Source organism: Halopseudomonas sp. SMJS2, assembly GCF_029866945.1.
GTDB classification, from domain to species: Bacteria; Pseudomonadota; Gammaproteobacteria; order Pseudomonadales; family Pseudomonadaceae; genus Halopseudomonas; species Halopseudomonas bauzanensis.
The window spans coordinates 3,194,762-3,216,521 of record NZ_CP123445.1; the positions used below are offsets into that span (position 1 = coordinate 3,194,762).

Genomic DNA, 21,760 nt, shown 5'->3' on the forward strand with positions numbered 1-21,760 from the left:
CGTGCTCTATGCCCGTCGCTTGGACGGAGCAGAGAGCAATGTTCAGGCGGCCACCCGAACTACTTGATGACCTCCATCCTGACTTTCAGCAGGCCTGCGGAGGTATCACCGATACTGGCAAAGGCCGAACGAGAAAGATCGATAACCCGACCACGGACAAATGGCCCTCGGTCGTTAATGCGCACCACCACGCTTCTACCATTTCGCACATTGGTCACCCTGACCTGTGAGCCGAACGGCAGTGTCCGGTGTGCTGCCGTGTTCTGGCGGGCTTTGTAGCGCTCGCCGCTGGCGGTCTTCCGGTTCTCGTAGCGGTCGGCATAGAACGACGCCTGACCTGATTCTGTATGCCCCACCCAGTTGCCGCCAGCACCCGACCCGGGCATGCTGCTGCACCCGGATATCACAGCCAGCACCACCAGCAGGACGAGTGCCTTGATAGTTAATTGCATTAAATACCTTTCAAACTCATTGCGTTGGAAACAACCTCATCAGGGACAGCTTGCGCTGTCGTGGTTAACTGACACCGGACGCTGCGTTAAGTTTTCTTCCGCAGCATCCGATTGCTGAAAGCTATACTCAGTAGCTCTTGTAAGGCAGGAATTTGCCCGACAGTACCACGTTGACCCGGTCCCCCTTCGGATCAGCCTGGCGCTGGATATCCATGGAGAAATCGATGGCGCTCATGATGCCATCACCGAATTCCTCATGGATAAGCTCCTTGATGGTAGTGCCGTAGACGCTGACGATCTCGTACCAGCGGTAGATAAGCGGATCAGAGGGCACCGCGCTGGGCAATGACCCTTTGTACGGCACGATCTGCAGCCAGGCTATGGCTTCGTCAGGCAACTCGAATAACTGGCCCAGCGCCTCGGCCTGCGCCTTGTCAAAGGTCATCTGACCCAGACAACCCGCGGTCACGAACTCCTTGGATAGCCCTACCACCTCCGCTGCCTCCCGCCATTGCAGGCCTTTGCGGACCTTGCTGGCGAGGATCATACGGGTCACTTCTTCTCGGCTTGAAATCATGCTTTGCTCCTCGACTCGGGATCAGGTGTAAGTTGCTCTTGATTCGCTGTGAAAAAAGCGACGGCTGTCACGGCTGGAATTCACTGAAGTCCGCCTTGCGGATCATGGAATTGATGCCTTTGGTCTTGTCGACTACCTGGGACACCTGGAAGTCAGTCGCTGCGCTGAGATAGGCGTAGGCGACGGTCTCGTCCACGCCGTACTGCTCGACAAGGAACCGGATAGCTTCACGCGTGGACTTTTTCATTGCCTCGTCCAGGTCCTCGTCCAGGCCCAGGGTAATCCAGAAATCGTCTGTTTCACCCATGGGCTGGGAGAGCTGTTTGCCAGGGATGTCACTGGCCCCACCCTTCAGCAGCGTCAAACGAAAGGTGGCACGCGCCGAGCCTTCCAGCGCGGTCAAGGCGACCTCGCCGTCACCTTGCACGAAGTGGCTGTCACCGGTGTAGAACAGGGCACCCGGAACCGCAACGGGGTAATAGGCTGTCGCACCCGCACCGAAGTCGTTTACATCCACGTTACCGCCGTAGTGGGCCGGGGGCACGGAGTGGACGGGTTCATCGGTATCGGCGGCCACCCCCATGATCCCCATGAAAGGTTGCAGCGGAAACTTGATCTTCCTGCCATCGCCGCCGTCCAGCACTCCGACGTATCCGTTCTCACTCCATTCAATGGGTGTGAATATCGACAGATTACCGTACCGCTCTGGATGCTCGGCACTGGCATCAGCCTGAGCCGGGGTCTTCGGATACTCACCCGGCAGCGCGCCCTTGCCGTGCCGGTTTGAAATGACACCATAGGGAACGCGCGGCTCGACCGCCAGGATCTCCACCTTGAGCACGTCGCCCGGCTCGGCGCCTTCGATGGCAACCGGGCCGGTCACCACATGCGGGCCATCCTTGCTGAAATCATGGGCACGGTCCGAGGCGGTCAAGGCGATAGCCTCGGCCAGAACATGCTCGTGCTTGACGCCATGCGACCCGAAATACGCGGCAGGGTCGCGACCCTGATCTTCCAACAGACCTTCGTGGGACACCGTGTCAAAGGTGACCACGCTGCCGGATGGAACAGTCAATACCGGCTTGGCGGTGCGGTTCGGGAGATACCCCCAGATCACGTTATCCAAGGAAGACGGTACGTAGAAATTCCCGGCATATTCCCCCTGCTCCAGTTGAGTAGCGGTGTCGGAAAGCTGCTCGAGAATGGCGAATGGCTCTGGAGAATCGGCATGCACGGCGACAGCCAAAGGAAGCAGAGCGAAAGGGAGCAAGCGGGTAAAACGATTGCGAATAGGCATGGATCGTCCTCATTGAATGGATCAACAGGGACGGAGCAATATCTGTGCCGCCTCGCCAAGACTTGATTTAGAGGCTTGGCGGCTGAGAGCTTGCGTTGAAATGGAGCATGATGAAAATCAGTGCATCAAGGTTGGGCTTGCATTCCGAGTACCCTCCTCAGTGGCCCATAAGCTTGTCGACAGCATCCGGTTTGTCATGGACGCCAAAGCGGTCAATGATGGTCGCGCTTGCCTGGTTGAGTCCCAGCACCTCTACTTCCGTCCCTTCACGCCGGAATTTGAGAATGACCTTATCGAGTGACGAAACAGCAGTGATATCCCAGAAATGGGCGTTGTTCAGATCGATAGTGACCTTCTCCAACACCTCCTTGAAGTCGAAGGCGGAGACGAACTTATCCGAGGAACTGAAGAAAACCTGGCCCACAACTCGGTAGATTCGCTGCTTCCCCTCTTTGTCCTGCGTCGAGGTGATTTCCATATAGTGCCCCACCTTGTTGGCGAAGAACAAAGCAGCCAGCAGCACGCCCGCCAGCACACCGAATGCAAGGTTATGGGTGACTACGACCACGGCGACCGTCACCAGCATGACGATATTGGTCGACAGCGGGTACTTCTTCAGGTCCGTGATGGAAGACCAGTTGAAGGTGCCGATCGAGACCATGATCATCACAGCGACCAGGGCAGCCATGGGAATCTGACTGACCCAGTCGCTGAGAAACACCACCAGAATCAACAGCACAGCGCCGGCCACCAGGCAGGACAATCGTGTGCGCCCGCCCGACTTCACGTTGATCACCGACTGACCAATCATGGCGCAACCGGCCATACCGCCAATGAGCCCGGAAGCGATATTGGCTACGCCCTGGCCCTTGCACTCACGGTTCTTGTCACTGGTGGTGTCGGTCAGGTCATCGACAATGGCTGCGGTCATCATGGACTCCAGCAGACCAACCACCGCCAGCGCAGCGGAATAGGGAAAAATGATGGCCAGCGTCTCGAAAGTCAGCGGGACATCCGGCCAGAGAAATACCGGCAGAGTATCCGGCAGCTCACCCATGTCACCCACCGTACGGATATCCAGCCCAAGGTAAAGAGACACAGCGGTAAGTGTCAGGATGCATACCAAGGGAGACGGAATCAGCTTGCCCACTCGGGGTAAATAAGGAAAAAGGTAGATGATTCCCAGACCGGCCGCGGTCATCGCATAGACATGCCAGGTAACGCCGGTCAGCTCAGGCAATTGCGCCATGAAAATGAGGATCGCCAGGGCGTTAACAAAGCCGGTAACGACCGAGCGCGAAACAAACCGCATCAACGAACCCAGTTTCAGGTAACCAGCCAGTATCTGCAGCACGCCACACAGCAAGGTTGCGGCAAGCAGATACTCAAGGCCGTGATTCTTTACCAGGGTCACCATCAACAAGGCCATAGCACCGGTCGCCGCCGAAATCATGCCGGGACGCCCACCCACAAAGGCAATTACCACGGCGATACAGAATGAGGCGTAAAGCCCGACCTTGGGGTCGACACCAGCGATGATGGAAAACGCGATTGCTTCAGGAATGAGTGCAAGGGCAACAACGAGACCCGCCAGAATGTCCCCGCGGATATTGGAGAACCAGTCTTGTTTCAGTGATAGAAGCATTGTATTTCTCAACTGCATGAGTCGGCGACGCAGCACGGCTTGAACCGGACGCAATGGATCGACATGACATTTTCAAAAAGATTAGAGATGCTGCGTAGGAGCGGAGCTCTCATGCACAGCGAGACAAAACCACTGGACTGTCCAGGGTCGCTTACAGCGGAGGGGGCTGGGCGCTATGGCGGCGTTAGCTGCCGTTCAATGTGAAGCTGGGTAGTCATCTTCAAACTGTCTTCCGAAATTCTAGAGGGGCTGACTATACAGAAGCCGCAAGAGATTATCGACCCGATCCCAGGCGGCTCGGGTATCGCCAAACTGGCGCTTGCTTGATGGCGTGTCAGGTCCTCACCGCCACCCTCATGTCCAATCTGCCCAAAACAAAAAAGGCCCGCATTTCTGCGAGCCTTTTCAATGATGGTGCCGGCACCAAGAGTCGAACTCGGGACCTACTGATTACAAGTTTGCGGCTGAAACGCTAAACCTAGGAAAATAAAGCGTATACAACCGTAATCAAAATAAGTAGAAAGTACTTATACTTCAGTAGTTTAGCGTACTTATGCGCAGATGGCCAAAACTAATGTATGTACCGCTACTGTACCGCTGGCCATGGCAAATTGCGGTGCAGATCACCCGCTGGTATGGGCATCAACCTGGTAGAGGCATTCAGGGTGTCGTGCTACACTGCACATTGCGTGTAACACATGAGGATGGTGCCATGAGTGATGCCACTTTTACTTTTCGAGTCGATGACGGCCTGAAGGCTGAATTTGCCAACGCCGCCAAAGCCCATGACCGTACCGGAGCCCAGCTTCTTCGCGACTTCATGCGCAGTTACGTGGCTCAGCAGGAAGAGACCCAGCAATACGACACTTGGCTGGCGAAGAAGGTCGAGCAGTCACGGGCGTCTGCGGAGGCGGGTAACCTGATTCCAGCGTCTGATGTCGAAGCCCGCTTTGCCGCTCGCCGCGCAGCAACCCGCGCTCGCATGGCTGCTCCTGAATGATGGAGCTGCTATGGACGCTAGAAGCCGTCAGGGATCGTGAAGACATTTACGACTACATCGAGGAAGACAACCCCCTTGCTGCCCTGTCACTTGACGACCTGATATCAGAAAGAACCGCAGCGCTCCAGGACTACCCGAGAATGGGACGGTCCGGGAGAGTCGCGGGTACTTTTGAATTGATCGTTCATAGCAGCTACATGGTCGTGTATGACATTGTGGAAACGCAGGTGCGAATATTGAATGTCGTGCATACGGCGCGGCAGTGGCCGCCGCTTGAAGGTTGAACACCAAAAAGAACAGAACATGCCCGCTCTCACAGCGTGCTTTTATTGGATCAGGAGTTTTTAATGCCCACGCTTGAGTTCAAGGGTAAGCAGTTTGTCTATTCCCATCATCTTGGGGTGCCGTTCCGTGAATTGCAGGTGGTGCCTGAAAAGTCGTTGCCCGCTGAAGGCAAGCAGCCGTCGCTCGATGACAACCTGATCATTCATGGTGACAACCTGGAAGCGCTTAAAGCGTTATTGCCTACACACGCTGGCAAGGTGGATTGCATCTTTATTGACCCCCCCTACAACACGGGCAACGAGGGCTGGTGCTACAACGACAATGTGCGTTCACCTTTGATGAAGGAGTGGCTGAAGAAATCGGCTAATCCGGTGGATAAGGAAGATCTAGAAAGGCATGACAAGTGGTTGTGCATGATGTGGCCGCGTATCAACCTTCTTCGAGAACTCCTCTCGGAGGAGGGTAGTATTTGGATGACGCTGGATGACAACGAGATCCATAGGGCTCGCTCACTATTCGATGAGATTTTCGGAGAGGATAACTTTATATGTTGTTCCGTATGGGAGAAGACATACACTCCGAAAAGTAATGGTCGCGTAATAAGCACTGACCACGATTATGTGCTTGCCTATAGTAAGACGCAAAAATTCATAGATTATGGTTGGAATTATTTGAGTCGAAACGAGGAGCAGAAAGGGCGATTCAAGAATACTGATAATGATCCTAAAGGGCCATGGCGTACTTATCCTCTGGATGTCAGAACAGAAAACAACGAAAGACGTGAAAAATATCGCTATCCAGTAACCCTTCCTTCTGGTCGAGTGGTTTACCCTGCTAAGGGTAGACATTGGGCTCTTCCTGAAAAAGCTTTTGAAGAACAGCGAAAACAAGGTGAAATATATTTTGGGAAGAATGGTGATGCCATGCCGACCAAGAAAGTATATTTGGATAACGGTGAAGATAAGGGAGTGCTAGCCCGAACTTGGTGGTCGTATCAGGATGTTAGGGGAAATCAAGATGCGAAAAAACAGCTTCTCGCAATACTGGGCGATGAGAGCGATTTTATAACTCCAAAGCCATATCAGCTTATTGAAAGAGTTCTGGAAATAGCAGCTGACCGAGACTCGCTTATTTTGGACTCATTCGCGGGTTCGGGGACTACCGCACATGCCGTTCTTGAAGCAAACAAGAAAGATAACGGTAATCGACGCTTTATTGTTGTTGAGTGCGAAGAGTATGCAGATTCCGTCACTGCCGAACGGGTTCGCCGAGTCATCAATGGCTACCCTTATACCGGCACCCAGCGTGAAGAGCTGCACCGGGAAAATATCACCTGGACTACGTTCAACAACGAGAAGCGGCGCAAAAAGGTGATGGATCACATCGCGTCCATTGAGAATCTTCACGGGCACGAGTACGACACTATCAAAAAACAGATTAAAGATGGTGTGCTGACTGTTACGGGCGAGCGCGCGGTGAAAGATACCGCGCCGGGTTTGGGTGGCAGCTTCACCTACTGCACTCTGGGCGAACCCATTGATATTGAAAGCCTGCTGACCGGTGAAGGGATGCCAGGTTTCGAAGCCCTGGCCCGTTATGTGTTCTACACCGCTACCGGCCAGTCCTTGGACAAGGTGGGCAAGCCTGCGGCGGATGGTCTGATCGGCGAAACCGACCTGTTCCGCATCCACCTGTTCTACCAGCCCGACAAGGCGTGGCTGCGCTCCAATGACGCGGCGCTCAATGCCGAGCGGGTGGCCGCGATTGAGGCTGGTAACAAGCAGGGCAAGCGAGCAATTGTGTTCGCGGTGGCCAAGTTCATGAGCCAGAAGGAGCTGACGGCGCGGCGCATTGAGTTCTGCCAGTTGCCCTATGCCGTACATCGGATTCTGGGGGATTGAGCATGGAGCTGAAGGAATACCAGCAGGGCGTACTTGAGCGGCTGGATCGCTATCTGACGGTGCTGGCTGAGAAGCGGGAAGAAGCCGAAGATTTTGTCGAGTTTCAGCAGAGCAAGGGTAAGGTGGCCAGCTTGGGCGACTACTGCCGGGAAGCCTGGGAGCAGCTCAATACGGAACGCTTGTTGCCCTACCTCTATCACGATGGCAAGCCTGTGGTGGCTCAGTACCTGTCACGCCACGATGGCCTGGGCGGGTCGATCCCGAATATCTGCTTGAAGGTGCCGACCGGTGGTGGCAAGACGTTACTGGCCACGGCCTCTCTGGAACGGGTGCAGACGGATTATTTCAAACGTCAAATTGGCTTGGTGTTGTGGGTGGTGCCTTCAGAAGCGATTTACCGGCAAACCTGGAAGCAACTGGCTAACAGAGAACACCCCTACCGGCAGATGTTGGAGCGGGCTTCTGGTGGCCGCGTTAAGCTGCTTGAGAAGGGAGATGCCTTCACCCGTAAGGATGTGGAAGGCCAGTTGTGCGTGATGCTGCTGATGCTGCCTTCGGCGGCGCGCCAGTCCAAGGAAACGCTGCGGATGTTCCGCGACAGTGGCCGTTTCACCTCTTTCTTCCCCCTGGAAGACGATAACGAGGCTAATGTTCAGCTGCTGGAGCAAGTGCCCAACCTTGACCAGAATGACTTGGCCGACCTCGGCTATGCCGACGGCGTGGTGCCGGGTACGGTGTCGGTCAAGCAGAGTCTGGGCAATGTGTTGCGGCTGGTACGCCCGGTGGTGGTGATTGACGAGGGCCATAGGGCCTATTCCGATACGGCCCGCGATACCCTAGCCGGTTTTAATCCGCGCTTCATTCTGGAACTGTCGGCAACGCCCAATACCAACGGCAAGCACCAGTCGAACGTGCTGGTCAACGTGCCTGGGACAGACCTCAAAGATGAGGAAATGATTAAGCTGCCGATTAATGTCATCAACGAAGGCAAGGGCGGTTGGCGGCACACGTTGTCGCTGGCTCATGCCAAACAGCAGGAACTGGAAGCGGCGGCGCAGGCCTTCCAGAACGAGTCTGGTCGTTATATCCGTCCTATTGTACTGGTGCGGGTGGAGCGTACCGGTAAAGAGCAGCGCGACGCCGGATTCGTGCACGCTGAGGACGCCCGTGAATATCTGCGTGACCAGTTAGGAGTGAAGGAAGAGTATATCCGGCTCAAGACCTCCAGTGATGACGAGCTGGCCGACGAAGACCTGTTGTCACCCACCTCGGCAGTGCGCTTTATCATTACTAAGGATGCCCTGCGCGAAGGCTGGGACTGTCCCTTTGCCTATGTGCTGGCCATTTTGTCACGCACTACGGCCACCACTGCGTTGACCCAGATGATCGGGCGAGTGCTGCGCCAGCCCCACGCTCGGACAACCGGTGTGGAAGCGCTGGACGAGTGTTACGTCTTCACGTTCGATCAGGATGTGACGGCGGCGGTCGATGGGGTGCGCAAGGGACTTGAAGATGAAGGTATGGCCGACTTGGCTTCCAGCGTCAAAGCTGTAGATCCTGCCAGCGGCCAGGCCCGTAATATGCGCCGGGAAACGATACAGCGAAATGAGAAGTTCGCTGGATTGCCGCCTATCTTTCTACCCCGTGTCTTGCACCGGGATAGCAGTGCCCCGGATGGCTATCGTGCGCTGGACTACGAACGCGATGTGTTGGGCACCCTGGATTGGGAAGCGTTGCAGTTTCTCGCTGATAAGGCCGTCATGGATGACGACAAGCTGCAAAGGACAGTGGCCCGCGTGACGGTTTTGGATAAAAAGTCCAAAGAGTCCGGGCAACAGGATTTCCAGCTTGATCATCAGGAAATTGAGGCCCTGCCGGAAGAGGGGCTGGATGCGCCCTATCTGGTGCGTCAGTTATTGGACGTTGTGCCCAACCCATGGCAGGGCATGCGTTTGCTGGAAGAGACCCTGGATGCGCTGCGAGCCAGCGGAGTCAGTGAGGAACAGATTTATATCAACCGGCTCGACCTGGTACACGTCATGAAGACGGATCTTCGCCGTCAGGTGAATACCATGGCCGAGGCGCTGTTTCGCGCCAAGCTGGAGAGCGGTGATATTACATTGAGGTTGGTGTCGTCCAATGATCCGGCATTGAACTGGAAAATTGCCGAAACGCTGGAAATCGACGTGGCCGATATTGATCCGCTGTTGTACCGCAAGAACGGCGAGGCGCTGGAAAAAAGCCTGTTCGAGAAGGTCTATCAGAAGGAATTCAACGAGCTGGAAAAGAACACGGCCTGGTATCTGGATGAGCATCAATGCGTGTACTGGTGGCACCGTATCGCGGTAAACCAACGCTCATACGGCCTGCAAGGCTGGCAGCGACATCGCGTGTATCCCGATCTTCTCGCCTGCGTGCATGGCACGGAGGATGGCAAGTTCCGTTTCTCGGTGTTGGAAACCAAGGGCGACCACCTCAAAGGCAACGATGACACTGAGTACAAGCGTAAGCTGTTCGAGTTGTTGACCCAGTATGCGGCTGACGCCGCCACCGTTGGCCAGCTTGATCTTGCGGGTCAGAATGAACAAATCCAGTTCCAGTTGGTGATGGAGAATGATTGGAAGCAAGCTGTTGCTGCTGCGCTGTAATACGCTATAACCGAACCCAACCCTCTGACGGCGCCGTGTACGTACCAGTATGCGGCGCTTATTTTTTCTTCGGCATCAATGCCTAAAAATTGGGTGGGCCACTCATAAACGTTGTGTGGCACACCTCGGCACCAAGTGCCTATCCTGCATTAGCCCACACCCTTCAACATTTTTTCGTCATGACGAAACTTCCTTAGTCATGAACAAGGCTTTTTTCACATCTCGGGGCTTGGCAGTTGCGATGAAACTGTCTTGCAGGAGGGGCGACGTGTAGGCCGCGCAACGCATACGATGAAGCCGCCCCGGTAGGGAGCATCCTGGGGCATTGTGTAATACACTTCACCGGCGTTAGCCTATCCTGCATTAGCCCACACCCTCCCCCACTTTTCGTCATGACGAAAAATCTCCTTGATCATGACCAAGGTTTTGATTTGCAGTTAAGTAAGGCGACGCAGGTGTCGGCCCTGTTTAATGGTGCGCTGAAACTGTCTTGGCCTGCTACCCAAACGTTGTGTAGCACATAGAACCGGCGCGAGCCTATCCTGCACTAGTCCACGCACTCCCCCATTTTTTCGTCATGACGAAATTTCCTTGGTCGTGACCAAGGTTTTGATTTGCAGTAAGTAGGGCGACAAATGGTATCGGTCATGTTTGATGGCGCGCTGGCATTGTCTTACATCAGCGCTGAAACTATCTTGGCCGTGATGCCCGCAGTATTGTGCAGCACATAGATCCGGCGCCTCGCCGATTCTGCATTGGCCTACATTCCTGCTATCCATTTGGTGTCGCCAGCAGCAAGATCATAGGCTTGGCAAAACTGACCGAATGCACGCCGCCCTTGGCCTGTCGGCTGTGGGGGAAAGGCGCGTTCCGCGCTGATAGGTGGCCTGGGCTTACAATAATAAGAAGAATAATAAGATTATTATTCTTATGGGTCGGTGCGAGTCTCTAGGAAGATGGTGACAAAATCCGCCGTACCTGGAAGGTTCGCCGTCACCAAAAAGAAGCCCCGCATCTACGGGGCTGTGGTATGAATTTGATGAGCTATCGTTTGCCTTGTGCTCTTCTCAGATTAGCCAAGACAGCATCACGGTAGGCAGGTTGCCAGCCACCGTCACCGGAGCCACTACCGCTACCCGCTGATCCGCCATTCTCAACCTTGTTGCCCCGGCGGAGCTTGTTGGCGGCCCATTGCCCTGCGCCGTACATGCCTTTTCCAGCTGCCAGGGAGCCTTTCCCGGCACCTTTAGCAATATCAGCGGTTTGCTTCACGCCACCGCTCAGGTTTCGTGCTGTCATGACGCCCATTGTGAGGCCACCAGCAAGCGCTGCCGCCATGGGCATCACGCCTTTAACCAAGGCGTACAGAATGGCAGCCACGATCAGAAGCTCCAGAGCGACGGCCAGCATGTTCTGGTCGCTATCCATCACGACCTTTGATATTTGATGGTCATAGATGCTGACCCCCAAGGTCAACACAACGGCTGTCAGTGCAACAATTATTGTGTGGTTAATGACGAAGCCGAACCATTGGTCAAAGAACCGTGCCGTGACAGGCCACATAAGCATCAAAATGAACAAAGGACCGATAGCGAAAAGGATTTTCAGGTAGACGGTCGACAATAATATGGCAATGCCGCCGAAGACCACGACCAAAGCAAACCCTACGGCGATCAATACGGCGATCAGCCACCACCCGAAGATTGTCCCCATCTGCCGCCAACTGGCTTCACTGGCTTTTTCGCGAGCCTGGAGAATGAGTTCCAATCCTTTGCTCAGGCTGCTATCCAATGTTTCATAAACGGTACCGCCGCCACCACCGCCAAACGCCGATGTAAGCCCCTCCTCAACGCCTTGTAAGCCACTTACCACCCAATTTAGATAAATGTCTGCATTAAGTGCCAGAAGGCTGATGATGATGACCTTGCCGGTCATGATAAGCCCGTTCGGGCCTGCATCTTGTATTCTTCCCATCATCAGCATGTAGCCGTAGAGAACAATAAAGAGGGTGAGACCGCCAATAGCCCAGGGGTAAATTGTTGCAATGGTGTCTGACACAACATCCGTCACGAAGGTGGCTGTAGCATTATCCAGCGTGGCACCGATCCCCTGGAATACAGTGGTTTTTGCTGTCATGGCCGCTACCTCCCAAGCTTGATATCGGACATGGGCTGCACGTCGAGACCGCCCCGTTTAGACGTATCAGCGAGGCTTTCCGCTTGTTCTGCATTGATGCAATTTGGCGTGTCAGCGAGTTCGCCGGGGTTGGCCCGGCACTGCGCCAAGCGCTCAGCACGCTCAACAGTGTTTTCTTTGTACCAGTCAACGGACTGGACGACTTCGGCCTGTTCCTGTTTGCAGCCTGCCAATGTAGAAGCGATGACCAAGGGAAGAATGATCCTCTTCATTTCCGCACCTCCAAAGCATTGGAATCAATGACAAATCCGCTGGTTTTCATGGCGCGGGATACTTCGACCGCATCCAAAATGCGGAACGCAACCAAGGTACGAACGGCACTTTCACGCATTCCGCCCCAGGACGGGCCAGCTTCAAAGCGACGTCCTGCGTTTTGCCACGATAACCCCATGCAAGTGAGGCAGCAGGCCGTCGCCATGAGGACGTATCCCCAATCAGCCAAAGGTTCGTCGTGGAAGAACAGCGGCAGAGTGAAGCCCCAGCCTAGAGCGGCAAAATAGAGGGTGGTAAGAGCGGCGAAGATGGTTACCCCATCGAGGGCCATCATGTGTGGCGCAAAGCGCATCAACTCTTTTGATTGTCCGAGCTGGTGAACGCAACTCCAAAACCGATAGAGACCAACGCTTATGAGCGTTACAGGAACAAGCGTAAAAACAAAAAAAGCATTCATGACAGCCTCCTTAGCGACGAAGTGAAAAGTTCATCGGCTCGACGTTGAGGCCGCCGCGCTTGGCCGCTTCCTCCATAACCATTTCCTGTTCGCGCTGTTCTTGAAGCCGGTCTTCGGCTTCGGCCACCATCGCGTACATTTGCAATTTCGTTTGTTCATTGGCAATCATGGCCTGTTCAGCCGCGATTCGACCTTGCAGTTCCTGAATGTCTTTTGGGTCTTGGGTGCTGTTGATGCGTGCCATTAGCTGGTCAATCTGGGTCAGGCGGTCGCGGGCGGCATCGTAGGCGTCCAGAGCGAAGGCTTTGTCCTGGGCACCTTTCACTGCCCTAGCTTCACATGCGAGCTGCTGGGCATTGACCTGTATATGGGCGCAGCCATCAAAAACTTGGTTCTCGTTGTGAATTTCATAGGCACGGCCAGACAGCCCGGCATAACCACCATTCCGCACAGTGTCATAAACGCCCTGCCATTCAGTGGGAAGGTATTCGCGGTATCGCGGGTCATTCATGATGGTGCCAAGGCCACGGCCACCAGTCATGGATTCATATTCACGGTCCAGTTGTTCAATTTGGTTATCCAGCTGCTCTATTTGATTGAGCATGTGCTCAATCTGCATCGTCCATTGGGCAATGGTCTGGATTTGATTCGCCATGTTTTGCGCGATGGAAGCCCCGTCGGTAACGGGAATTTGCGCCTGGGCTTCGTGATTGCCGAAGAGCATCCAAGCGGATACACCGGCCACGGCCAGAATTTTGATAGTAGACATAGTTGCCACTCCTTGTTGAATCAGGAAGGCATCGGGCTGGCATAAAGCCAAGGCCATTCAGTTGTTAGCTGTCTTGATCCCCATCCGGAACCGTACCTTGAAGGCGATTAAACAACGCGTCTTTCCGTGTGGTCATGCTGTCTGTTCCAGCAAGTCATACCGGGCGCAGCGCGTAGCCGGTCAAGCAGATGGGCGATACCCAGTTAATAAAGCTTTCGCTGAAATTTTGAAGTCAGCGTTACCAATCTTTCCTATCTACGATGAACCGTTCGCTCAAATACGGGATATTAATCAGTTCGTCCAGAGCTTGATCGACCGTTCTGAACCAGACTTGTCGACCGCCACCATCAACTACCCGTCGGCTATCTCCTGCGTTCTCGACCCACAGAGCGAAGCCATTTTCCCGATTGGCTTCTAGAATCACTTGAACGCATCCGTCACGCTCCAAGCTGTCACAGTAGTTATCCAGATCGCTGTATCGAAGCGTTTTCTGGCGACGCCCATAGCTCATTCGCCGCTAGCTCTCGTTCTGCCCAGTAACTCATTGATCTGAGTTAGGTACTGACGGCTACTCTTCGCACCGACTGGTGCTCCACAAGAGGCTCCCTGGGCGTCCCTATTGTGGGTTTCCTTATATCGCCGTGCCTGCACGCTCAACGCAGCTGTTGGCTGAAACTGGCCCTTGCGATAGGCCGCAGCGACAGCGCGAAACCAGCGCTCTGGTGATGTTTTAATGCTACGCGTCGCCATCACGCCGTCGAGTTCGTCCAGTAACGTTTGTGCGGGATCACGCGGTATCCCCTCGAGCATGATGGCGATGGTTTGGCGCGCACTCTCATGCAGCTTGCTTGGCCATACCAATGCGCCGTAGGCGCCTTTCTCTGCCCCGCCCGGAACGGGCGAGGGGGGCGGCGTGTGCATATGGAAACGCTGTAGTTGTGGTGATTCTTTTTTAAGATTCGTTGGTGGTTCAAGGGATGACATAGTTTCGTCATGGGGGGATGTTGTCGGTGTCACCGGGGGGGTGCCACCTGTGCCGCCCTGGGATGTCGGTTTGTCGGATAGGGGTGACAATTTGTCGGGGCGCTGAGATAGATGAAGGTAGTAGGCATTTGACGATTGGCTCCCGTCCCTTCGATACCGCCGATCAACCCGCAGGTAACCTTTTGCTTCCAAGTCTTTCAAAGTCCGCTGCACCGTCCTTTCGGACATACAGCATTTTTGGGCGATAACACGTATGCGGGGCCAGCATAGGCCGTCTTCGTCTGCAGCATCGGCGAGCGACATCAGGATCAGCTTTGACCCGGGGGGTAACGTTTGATCCCATGCCCAGTTCATCGCCTTGATGCTCATTGGCCGCCCACACCATCAGCATCAGCGCCTTCAAGAGCCAAAGCGTCGTTAACTTGGAGTGTGCGGAAATAGACGCGACGCCCTACGCGCAGCATGGTGGGTTTCAGCTTCCTTGACACGTCTGTGTCGCTATACAGAGCAACCCGCACACCTTCCGGTGATCGATCCAATAATGTTGCTATGTCCACCAGGCTCATCAATGGGCCATAGCGTTGAAGTAAGTATTCTTCCGTCGTCATTGATACGTTCCACCCGTGTTTGAGTAAGTGAGCGTAGTTTTTGACGAAAGCAGCAAAAGATCAAATTTAAGCCATTGATTTAAAAGGCCAAAATAGATCATCGGCTACTACCAAGATACCTAACACGCGAAGACCAATATATGGCATCGTGGCTTTTTACTATTTCGGCTTATTCAAAAACCTAGTGAAATCAATAGGATGCGAAGTCTATTAAGGTCGCAGAAGCGATAGAGATTAATCATCAAATACCGCGTTCTTTTTCAGCTTGTCGAGCTTGTCTACAAGGTCTTCAGCTCGAAGATGCGTGTACCGCTTGAGCATCTGCATGGATTTGTGGCCGCTAATCGCGGCTACCTCCTGGTCTGAAAGACCACCCTCGACCAACCTGCTTACAGCTTCATGCCGCAAGTCATGAAAATGCAGATCCGACATGCCAAGCTCTTTTTTTAGCTCGTTCCAAATCTTGTTGAATGCATAAGGTCTGCGACGGCCGTCCTTCCCTGGCTCGCCAAAAAACACGAGGTCGGTGTCGATAGGACGCACAGGATTATCCAAAGCCAGTCTCAGAGTATCCGTTGCCTGCTGAGTCAAGGGCACCGTACGAGCGCTGTCGTTCTTTGTATCGGCGAGACGTACCACACGCCGTTTAAGATCGATCTGACGTCGGCGGAGTCCTGTAATTTCTGAGGAGCGCATGCCCGTTTCTAGGGCCAATCGGATGATCCAAGAGAGCATCGGGTTACTGTGGTTCGCAGCCGCCGCCATTAACCGCCGCTCTTCCCCTGCAGCTAGTCTGCGATCCCTACCTTCCCCTGGACTGGGCTTGCGGATATTCATAACAGGGTTAAACGGTAGCCCCATCCGCCATTCTTTGATCGCGACATTGAAGAGGTGACTGAGCAACGCAAGCTCCAATCTCACGGTGTTTGCGCTTAGCAAATTCCCACGCTGGCTACGTTCGCTGAGCCGCGAGTCGCGATAGCTTGCCAATATATCTGGGGTCAAAGCTGCAAGAGAATATTTCCCCAGCCTGGCGGCAAGGACTTTAGCCGATCCAGCCTCGCTCTGCTGCGTTTTGGGGGCTTTTGTAGGACTTACTTCAGCGAGGTAACGATTCAACGCCATCGCAAGCGTCATGCGCTCTGAAGAGCTGCGCTGAATGAATACCCCGCGCACCATCTCATCCTCAATGCGGCGGGACCAATCTTCAGCATCACGTTTAGTACGGAAGGTTTTGGATGACGTAGGCCAGCCGGTCTTTCGGATGACCGCTTTCCACGTACCAGAGGGGGTTTTGACGATTGTTGCCAAGGGTGCGCTCCTGACTCGGCCAGTGTAGGACTGTACCGAAAATGTACCCCAGGAACGACTGATTGTGCAGCGAAGAGGCAGAAAAATCTCTAACCTCTTGATTTGTATGGTGCCGGCACAAGAGTCGAACTCGGGACCTACTGATTACAAGTCAGTTGCTCTACCAGCTGAGCTATACCGGCATGGGCACGCATTATATAGGGATGGGCAATTCTGTAAAGCACTGAGGGGAAGCGAGGCATGAAATTCTTTTTCTCCGGCCTCAAAAAGCCCTTCTGTCACTTGTGAATTGTTTCTCTCGCTTCACTTGACATTGCGCTCCTAACTCCTTGTTTGCATGAACTTATTCACGCTGTACATTTTTTGACCTGATCTCTGGAGGCCGCGCCACAGAAGGTTCCCGACCACTTGCCAAGGGGTCATCAACATCTTTATGCACAGCAGTCGGGGATAAGTGTGAACAACCGATTCCTGTGGATAACTCTGTGCGCAACCCGTTCACAGCATGGGTGTGCTTTGTGGGCGGATTTTTTCTGCGGTCAGCAGCAGGTTGCGCGGAGTGAGCTGGTATTCACAGAAGTGGCCAAGGCGAACCTGGTAACCCGCCTCCTGGAGATAGAGTGCACGATCCAGTAGCAGCCAGATTTCCAGCGGGCGGCGGAACAGGCCGGGCAGTAGTTCCAGATTGCGCACCTGGGCCAGGCGCTGCCAGCCTCGGCGCTCCAACTGCTCCCAGCTCGCGGGATCTGGAAGCTGCAACTGATGATGTGCCGCCAGGTCCCGGCAGAAATGGGCGATGCCTTGGCTCAGGGCGCTTTCCGGACGCGAAGGGGTGGGCAGATAGTGATCGACACCGCGGGTTTCGCGCTGCCAGAGGTCGAAGGCCAGTCGCCAGGCCATGGATTGATCGCGCAGACGGCGCACCCGTTGGCCGGCGGTGATGCTTTCCTGAAGGGGCAGACCGAGATCGTCCCGTGTCAGGCGCAGCTGGGCGTACCGAGCCGCGGTCGACAGCGGTTGGTATTCCCGGCCCTCAATACGGTTGTAGCAGCAGGGCGAAATGGCTATTTGTGCACAGCCCTGGGCAGCGGCTTGCTGTAGCAGGGTCATGTGCAACTGCCCACAGGCATGCAGTGCCACCACGCTGTGCTGCGGCTGCAGTCGTTGCCAGGCGGCTGGAGTCAGTACATCGGCATCCACATGACGACTGCTGATACCGACCTCTGCTCCCAGGACTTCCCCTGCCCGGTTGAGCGCGGCATCACGCTCCAGGCAGAGCAGCGACTGACCACCCTGCCAGGCCAGCAGGCGCCCCAGGTGGCCCTTGCCGGCGCACCAGTCCAGCCACTCGCCGGTGGGCTGCTGCCACTGGCGGGTGGTGCAATCCGCGAACCGGGTGATCTGCTGCCATTTGCGTCCGGGAATATGTCGCGTCAGCCGCTCTGGAATCTCTGCCGGCCCTGCCCCGCTCCAGTCCGGCAAACGGGTCAGCTCGCGCGCCTGCCGGGCCAGATTGGCAAATGGCTCGGGCGCGTTCAACAGCTGAGGGTGATTGTGCGCCGCCTCGGCTTGTTCCAGAGTGCGTGCACGGAGCCAGGCGGCCAGTTCCGGCAACTCGGCTTCCCAGGGCAAGACTGGAGTGGTAAAGGGTTTGCCGCGCCAGAGCGCCTGATGTTCATGCAACCAGGCGTCCAGCTCGGCGAAACGGGCAGCGTAATCGATGCCCGCTTCAGCGGTTGCGGCTGGCATCCACTTTCAGCCAGCGTTCGACCAGCTTGAACAGCTGGGTAAATAGCAGGGTGATGACCAGGTAGATCAAGCCGGCGATGAGGAAGAACATCTCGTACTGGTAGGTGCGCGCGTTCAGGGTACGCACCACGCCCATGATGTCCAGCAACGTGACGGTATACACCACGGCGCTGGCCTTGAGCATGAGGATGACCTCGTTGCCGTACGCCGGCAGGCCGATGCGGATCGCCCGCGGCAGGATGATGTGCTGCAGCGCCTGGCGCTTGGACATGCCTAGCGCCCGGGCCGCCTCCACCTCACCCGGCGGCACCGCCTGGATCGCGCCCCGCAGGATCTCGGCAATATAGGCCGCGGTATGCAGGGTCATGGTGATCAGCGCGCACCAATAAGGCTCACGCAGGTAGGGCCACAGAACACTGTCACGCACCACTTCAAATTGCGACAGGCCGTAATACACCAGAAACAGCTGCAGTAGCAGGGGCGTACCGCGGAAGAAGAAGATGTAGCTGTAGGGCACCGCACGGATGTACCAGTGCCGCGACGCTCGACCCAGGCCCAGCGGAATGGCGAAGAACAACCCGACCAGCACGGCAATGCCGACCAGTTGCAGGGTAACCAGGGTGCCGTCCCACAGCATCGGCGCCCAACGGACGATCAATTCCCAGCGTTCGGCCCAGCTCACAGTTCGGTCCTCACGTAGCCACGGTTGGCGCGGTGTTCAAACCAGTGCAGCGCCCCCATGATGATCACGGTCAGGCCGAGGTAGATCAGTGCCGCCATGAAATAGAAAGTGAAAGGCTCCTTGGTCGAGTTGGCCGCCACCTGCGCCTTGCGCATGATCTCTTCAAGGGAAATCAGCGACACCAAGGCCGTATCCTTGAGCAGGATCAGATACAGGTTGCCGAGCCCCGGCAAAGCCACGCGCCACAGCTGCGGCAGGGTGATGCGCCAGAAGATCCGCAGCCGCGACATACCCAACGCCAGCCCGGCCTCACGCTGGCCCGGCGGAATCGACAGCAACGCGCCGCGGAAGACCTCGGTGGCATAGGCACCAAAGCACAGCGCCAGGGCAATGGTGCCCGCAGCGAAGGGGCTGAGCGTCAGATAGGGGTTGCCGAAATGACTGCCCAACCAGTTCATGATCGAGGTGGTGCCGTAATAGGCTATCAGCACCCAGAGGGTTTCCGGCACGCCCCGCACCACCGAGGTGTAGAAGCCGCCGACGCCGCGCAGTGCGACGCTGTTGGAGATCTTGGCGCTGGCACCCAGCAGGCCCAGCAGCAGCCCCAAGGCCACCGAGGCCAGGGACAAACGTATGGTCATCCAGGTCCCTTCAATCAGGGCTGGACCGAATCCGTGCAAATCGAGCATGAGGGTCAGAGTCAGTTGGTCAGCGCAACCGGGCCCCGCAGGGCCCGGTCAGTCATCAGTAAATGCTGAAGGGAAAGTATTTGGCGTTGATCTTCTCGTAGGTACCGTCTTCGACGATTTCCTTCAGCGCCTTGTTCAGACGCTCGCGCAGCGGGTCGCCCTTGCGCACGGCAATACCGATCTTGTCATCATCGAATACCGGGTCACCCTTGAACTCGAAATCGGAACCCGCGTCGCTCTGCAGCCACTCGTACTGGACGAAGACGTCAGCAAGTACGCCATCGATGCGGCCGGAGGCCATATCGAGGTAGGCGTTCTCCTGGGTGTCGTACAGGCGGATGTTGACCAGATCACCGATGTCTTCTTCCAGCCACTGCCCGGCGATGGTCGCGCGCTGGGCGCCGATGGTCTTGCCCTTCAGGTAGTCCTTGTCCACCTTGAAGTCGCTGTTCTTCGGTGCGACGAACTGCAGCTTGTTGGTGTAGTACGGGTCAGTGAAGTCCACCGCGCGCTGGCGCTCCTCGGTGATCGACATCGACGCGACCAGGAAGTCGAAGCGACGGGTGTTCAGTGCCGGAATGATGCCATCCCAGTCGGAGGTAACCACGCTGCATTCGGCGCCCATCTTCTCGCACAGGGCATGGGCGATATCCAGATCGAAACCCACGGCCTTGCCGGTGTTGTCGATTTCGTTGAAGGGAGGATAGGCTCCCTCGGTGCCGATGCGCAGCTTATCCGCTGCAACTGCCTGACCGCCGAGGAGAACGGCGGTCAATGCCGCCAGGAGAACTGCCTTGTAGCTTTTCATCGATACTGCTCCTTCTTGTGGCTGGACATGAACTGTTTGCAGCGCTCGGAGTTGGGGTTGTCGAATACCTGCTCCGGCGTGCCAATCTCTTCCACCTGTCCCTGGTGCAGAAATACTACCTGACTGGACACCTGACGGGCGAAGCCCATTTCGTGGGTAACCAACAGCATAGTACGTCCTTCGTCGGCCAGCGCCCGAATTACCATCAGCACCTCCTGGACCATTTCCGGGTCCAGGGCCGAGGTGGGTTCGTCGAACAGGATGACCTGTGGCTGCATGGCCAGGGTGCGGGCGATAGCGGCGCGCTGTTGCTGGCCTCCGGACAGCTGGGCCGGGAAGGCATCGCGCTTGTCGGCGATCCCGACCTTCTCCAGAAATACCTCGGCGGCGGCAACGGCATCGACCTTGGACTGGCCCAGCACCCGGCGCGGCGCCTCGATGATGTTGTCGAGAATGCTCAGGTGCGGCCAGAGGTTGAAATTCTGGAAGACAAAGCCGACCCGGGCCCGCAGGCGGTTGATCTGGGCGCTATCGGCCGCGACCAGGGCACCATCGCGACCGGACTTGAGTTTGATTTCCTCACCGGCGACCAGAATCTGGCCGGCATGGGGGTTTTCCAGCAGGTTGATGCAACGCAGCAGGGTGCTTTTGCCGGAGCCGGACGAGCCGAGGATGGAGATCACGTCGCCGTCGCGGGCGACCAGATCCACACCCTTGAGTACCTCCAGGTCACCATAGCGCTTGTGCAGGTTGCGCACTTCGAGAGCAGGGGGTGTCACGTATCGTTATCCATTTTGAAGCAATTCGGCAAAGCTAGCACAGCCGTTGGGTTCGACCAACAATCCGTTATGCCGACCCGACCAACACCATCGGCTCTGCCCGATTGCATGTCACCGACCAGATCTCGACAGACAACGAAGCTCGTCTGACCGACTGGCCGCTGACAGGGACGGTGTCCGGACCGGCCTGACTGGGCGGTCACCGCAACACGCCAATAAAAAAGCCCGCTGGTGTAAGCCAGCGGGCTTGAAATAGTGGTGCCCGGGGACGGAATCGAACCGCCGACACGGGGATTTTCAATCCCCTGCTCTACCGACTGAGCTACCCGGGCAACGGGGCGCTATTAAACGATTCGAGGCCTTGCATGTCAAGCACCGGCTGAAGATATTTTCACTTTTTTCAGCCGCTTAGGCGGAAGGCCGGATTTTCAGGCGCTGGGTGGAACGTAACCGTCGGCCTGGGCGTATTCCTCACCGGCCAGGAACTTGTCCATTTCCTGCTGCAGGAACTTGCGGTCCTCGGCATCCATCATGTTCAGACGGCGCTCGTTGATCAACATGGTCTGGTGGGCCTGCCACTCATCCCAGGCCTTCTTCGAGACATCCTTGAAGATGGCGTCCCCCTTCGGACCGGGGTATGGCGGCCGTTCGAGGCCGGGCAGTTCCTGCTTGTACTTGCGACACAACACCATGCGTGACATGGACTTCTC

At 56.0% G+C, this 21,760-nt stretch carries 22 protein-coding genes and 2 tRNA genes; 5 read left to right on the forward strand and 19 right to left on the reverse strand.

Going from position 1 to position 21,760, the window contains the following annotated elements; all coding sequences use genetic code 11:
- Window positions 1-59: 59 nt before the first annotated feature.
- The 4 genes from QAO71_RS14950 to QAO71_RS14965 form a co-directional block, all read right to left on the reverse strand.
- The gene (locus QAO71_RS14950; RefSeq protein ID WP_074777443.1) at window positions 60-452 is read right to left on the reverse strand and encodes a septal ring lytic transglycosylase RlpA family protein; all 393 of its coding nucleotides are present in this window, start codon (window positions 450-452) and stop codon (window positions 60-62) included.
- A gap of 127 nt (window positions 453-579) precedes the next feature.
- A complete protein-coding gene (cynS, locus tag QAO71_RS14955; protein ID WP_074777441.1) occupies window positions 580-1,029 on the reverse strand; it encodes a cyanase in 450 nt (149 codons plus the stop codon).
- Window positions 1,030-1,096: 67 nt separating this feature from the next.
- A complete protein-coding gene (locus tag QAO71_RS14960; RefSeq protein ID WP_280164788.1) occupies window positions 1,097-2,326 on the reverse strand; it encodes an acetamidase/formamidase family protein in 1,230 nt (409 codons plus the stop codon).
- A 157-nt stretch (window positions 2,327-2,483) separates the two neighbouring features.
- Window positions 2,484-3,971 carry a SulP family inorganic anion transporter gene (locus QAO71_RS14965; protein WP_280164789.1) on the reverse strand — a complete coding sequence of 496 codons (1,488 nt, stop codon included), beginning with the start codon at window positions 3,969-3,971 and terminating at the stop codon, window positions 2,484-2,486.
- Window positions 3,972-4,683: 712 nt separating this feature from the next.
- Between QAO71_RS14965 and QAO71_RS14970 the strand changes: the two genes are divergently transcribed.
- The 4 genes from QAO71_RS14970 to QAO71_RS14985 all read left to right on the forward strand — a co-directional run bounded on the left by QAO71_RS14970 (window position 4,684) and on the right by QAO71_RS14985 (window position 9,805).
- A complete protein-coding gene (locus tag QAO71_RS14970; protein ID WP_280164790.1) occupies window positions 4,684-4,971 on the forward strand; it encodes a hypothetical protein in 288 nt (95 codons plus the stop codon).
- Window positions 4,968-5,255: a type II toxin-antitoxin system RelE/ParE family toxin gene (locus QAO71_RS14975; RefSeq protein WP_348273399.1), complete on the forward strand. Its 288-nt coding sequence runs from the start codon at window positions 4,968-4,970 to the stop codon at window positions 5,253-5,255. Before QAO71_RS14970 ends, QAO71_RS14975 begins: the two co-directional genes overlap by 4 nt.
- 63 nt (window positions 5,256-5,318) lie before the next feature.
- The gene (locus QAO71_RS14980; protein ID WP_280164791.1) at window positions 5,319-7,157 is read left to right on the forward strand and encodes a site-specific DNA-methyltransferase; all 1,839 of its coding nucleotides are present in this window, start codon (window positions 5,319-5,321) and stop codon (window positions 7,155-7,157) included.
- Between the two features lie 2 nt (window positions 7,158-7,159).
- On the forward strand, window positions 7,160-9,805 hold the full coding sequence (locus QAO71_RS14985; RefSeq protein ID WP_280164792.1) for a DEAD/DEAH box helicase family protein: 2,646 nt from the start codon (window positions 7,160-7,162) through the stop codon (window positions 9,803-9,805).
- 1,044 nt (window positions 9,806-10,849) lie between these two features.
- Here QAO71_RS14985 and QAO71_RS14990 read toward each other — a convergent pair.
- From QAO71_RS14990 to virB5, 4 genes are read right to left on the reverse strand one after another with little or no spacing between them, the layout of a single operon-like run.
- The gene (locus QAO71_RS14990; protein ID WP_280164793.1) at window positions 10,850-11,941 is read right to left on the reverse strand and encodes a type IV secretion system protein; all 1,092 of its coding nucleotides are present in this window, start codon (window positions 11,939-11,941) and stop codon (window positions 10,850-10,852) included.
- 5 nt (window positions 11,942-11,946) lie between these two features.
- Window positions 11,947-12,213: an EexN family lipoprotein gene (locus tag QAO71_RS14995; RefSeq protein ID WP_280164794.1), complete on the reverse strand. Its 267-nt coding sequence runs from the start codon at window positions 12,211-12,213 to the stop codon at window positions 11,947-11,949.
- Entirely contained in the window at window positions 12,210-12,671 is a 462-nt protein-coding gene (locus QAO71_RS15000) for a hypothetical protein (RefSeq protein ID WP_280164795.1), read from the reverse strand. Before QAO71_RS15000 ends, QAO71_RS14995 begins: the two co-directional genes overlap by 4 nt.
- A gap of 10 nt (window positions 12,672-12,681) precedes the next feature.
- Entirely contained in the window at window positions 12,682-13,440 is a 759-nt protein-coding gene (gene virB5 / locus QAO71_RS15005) for a P-type DNA transfer protein VirB5 (protein ID WP_280164796.1), read from the reverse strand.
- A gap of 97 nt (window positions 13,441-13,537) precedes the next feature.
- Between virB5 and QAO71_RS15010 the strand changes: the two genes are divergently transcribed.
- On the forward strand, window positions 13,538-13,858 hold the full coding sequence (locus QAO71_RS15010; RefSeq protein ID WP_280164797.1) for a hypothetical protein: 321 nt from the start codon (window positions 13,538-13,540) through the stop codon (window positions 13,856-13,858).
- 89 nt (window positions 13,859-13,947) lie between these two features.
- Here the strand turns inward: QAO71_RS15010 and QAO71_RS15015 are convergent, their stop codons facing one another.
- The 11 genes from QAO71_RS15015 to QAO71_RS15065 all read right to left on the reverse strand — a co-directional run bounded on the left by QAO71_RS15015 (window position 13,948) and on the right by QAO71_RS15065 (window position 21,751).
- Window positions 13,948-14,793 (reverse strand): helix-turn-helix domain-containing protein, encoded by an 846-nt coding sequence (locus tag QAO71_RS15015; protein WP_280164798.1) that lies wholly within the window; start codon window positions 14,791-14,793, stop codon window positions 13,948-13,950.
- Window positions 14,790-15,032 (reverse strand): plasmid-related protein, encoded by a 243-nt coding sequence (locus tag QAO71_RS15020; RefSeq protein ID WP_280164799.1) that lies wholly within the window; start codon window positions 15,030-15,032, stop codon window positions 14,790-14,792. The genes QAO71_RS15015 and QAO71_RS15020 overlap by 4 nt, the downstream gene beginning before the upstream one ends.
- Window positions 15,033-15,266: 234 nt before the next feature.
- The gene (locus tag QAO71_RS15025) at window positions 15,267-16,343 is read right to left on the reverse strand and encodes a site-specific integrase (RefSeq protein ID WP_280164800.1); all 1,077 of its coding nucleotides are present in this window, start codon (window positions 16,341-16,343) and stop codon (window positions 15,267-15,269) included.
- Between the two features lie 107 nt (window positions 16,344-16,450).
- Window positions 16,451-16,525, reverse strand: a tRNA-Thr gene (locus QAO71_RS15030).
- 316 nt (window positions 16,526-16,841) lie between these two features.
- Complete coding sequence (locus tag QAO71_RS15035; protein ID WP_074779425.1) at window positions 16,842-18,092, reverse strand: methyltransferase; 1,251 nt, start codon at window positions 18,090-18,092, stop codon at window positions 16,842-16,844.
- Window positions 18,073-18,729, reverse strand: a complete 657-nt coding sequence (locus tag QAO71_RS15040; protein ID WP_036990141.1) for an ABC transporter permease — start codon at window positions 18,727-18,729, stop codon at window positions 18,073-18,075. Before QAO71_RS15040 ends, QAO71_RS15035 begins: the two co-directional genes overlap by 20 nt.
- Before the next feature lie 41 nt (window positions 18,730-18,770).
- Window positions 18,771-19,463 carry an ABC transporter permease gene (locus QAO71_RS15045; protein WP_136868771.1) on the reverse strand — a complete coding sequence of 231 codons (693 nt, stop codon included), beginning with the start codon at window positions 19,461-19,463 and terminating at the stop codon, window positions 18,771-18,773.
- Between the two features lie 55 nt (window positions 19,464-19,518).
- Complete coding sequence (locus QAO71_RS15050) at window positions 19,519-20,271, reverse strand: ABC transporter substrate-binding protein (protein WP_074779429.1); 753 nt, start codon at window positions 20,269-20,271, stop codon at window positions 19,519-19,521.
- The gene (locus QAO71_RS15055) at window positions 20,268-21,050 is read right to left on the reverse strand and encodes an ABC transporter ATP-binding protein (protein WP_074779431.1); all 783 of its coding nucleotides are present in this window, start codon (window positions 21,048-21,050) and stop codon (window positions 20,268-20,270) included. The genes QAO71_RS15050 and QAO71_RS15055 overlap by 4 nt, the downstream gene beginning before the upstream one ends.
- Window positions 21,051-21,306: 256 nt before the next feature.
- Window positions 21,307-21,382: transfer RNA gene (locus tag QAO71_RS15060), tRNA-Phe, on the reverse strand.
- A 96-nt stretch (window positions 21,383-21,478) separates the two neighbouring features.
- The gene (locus QAO71_RS15065; RefSeq protein ID WP_036989067.1) at window positions 21,479-21,751 is read right to left on the reverse strand and encodes an oxidative damage protection protein; all 273 of its coding nucleotides are present in this window, start codon (window positions 21,749-21,751) and stop codon (window positions 21,479-21,481) included.
- Window positions 21,752-21,760 lie beyond the last annotated feature (9 nt).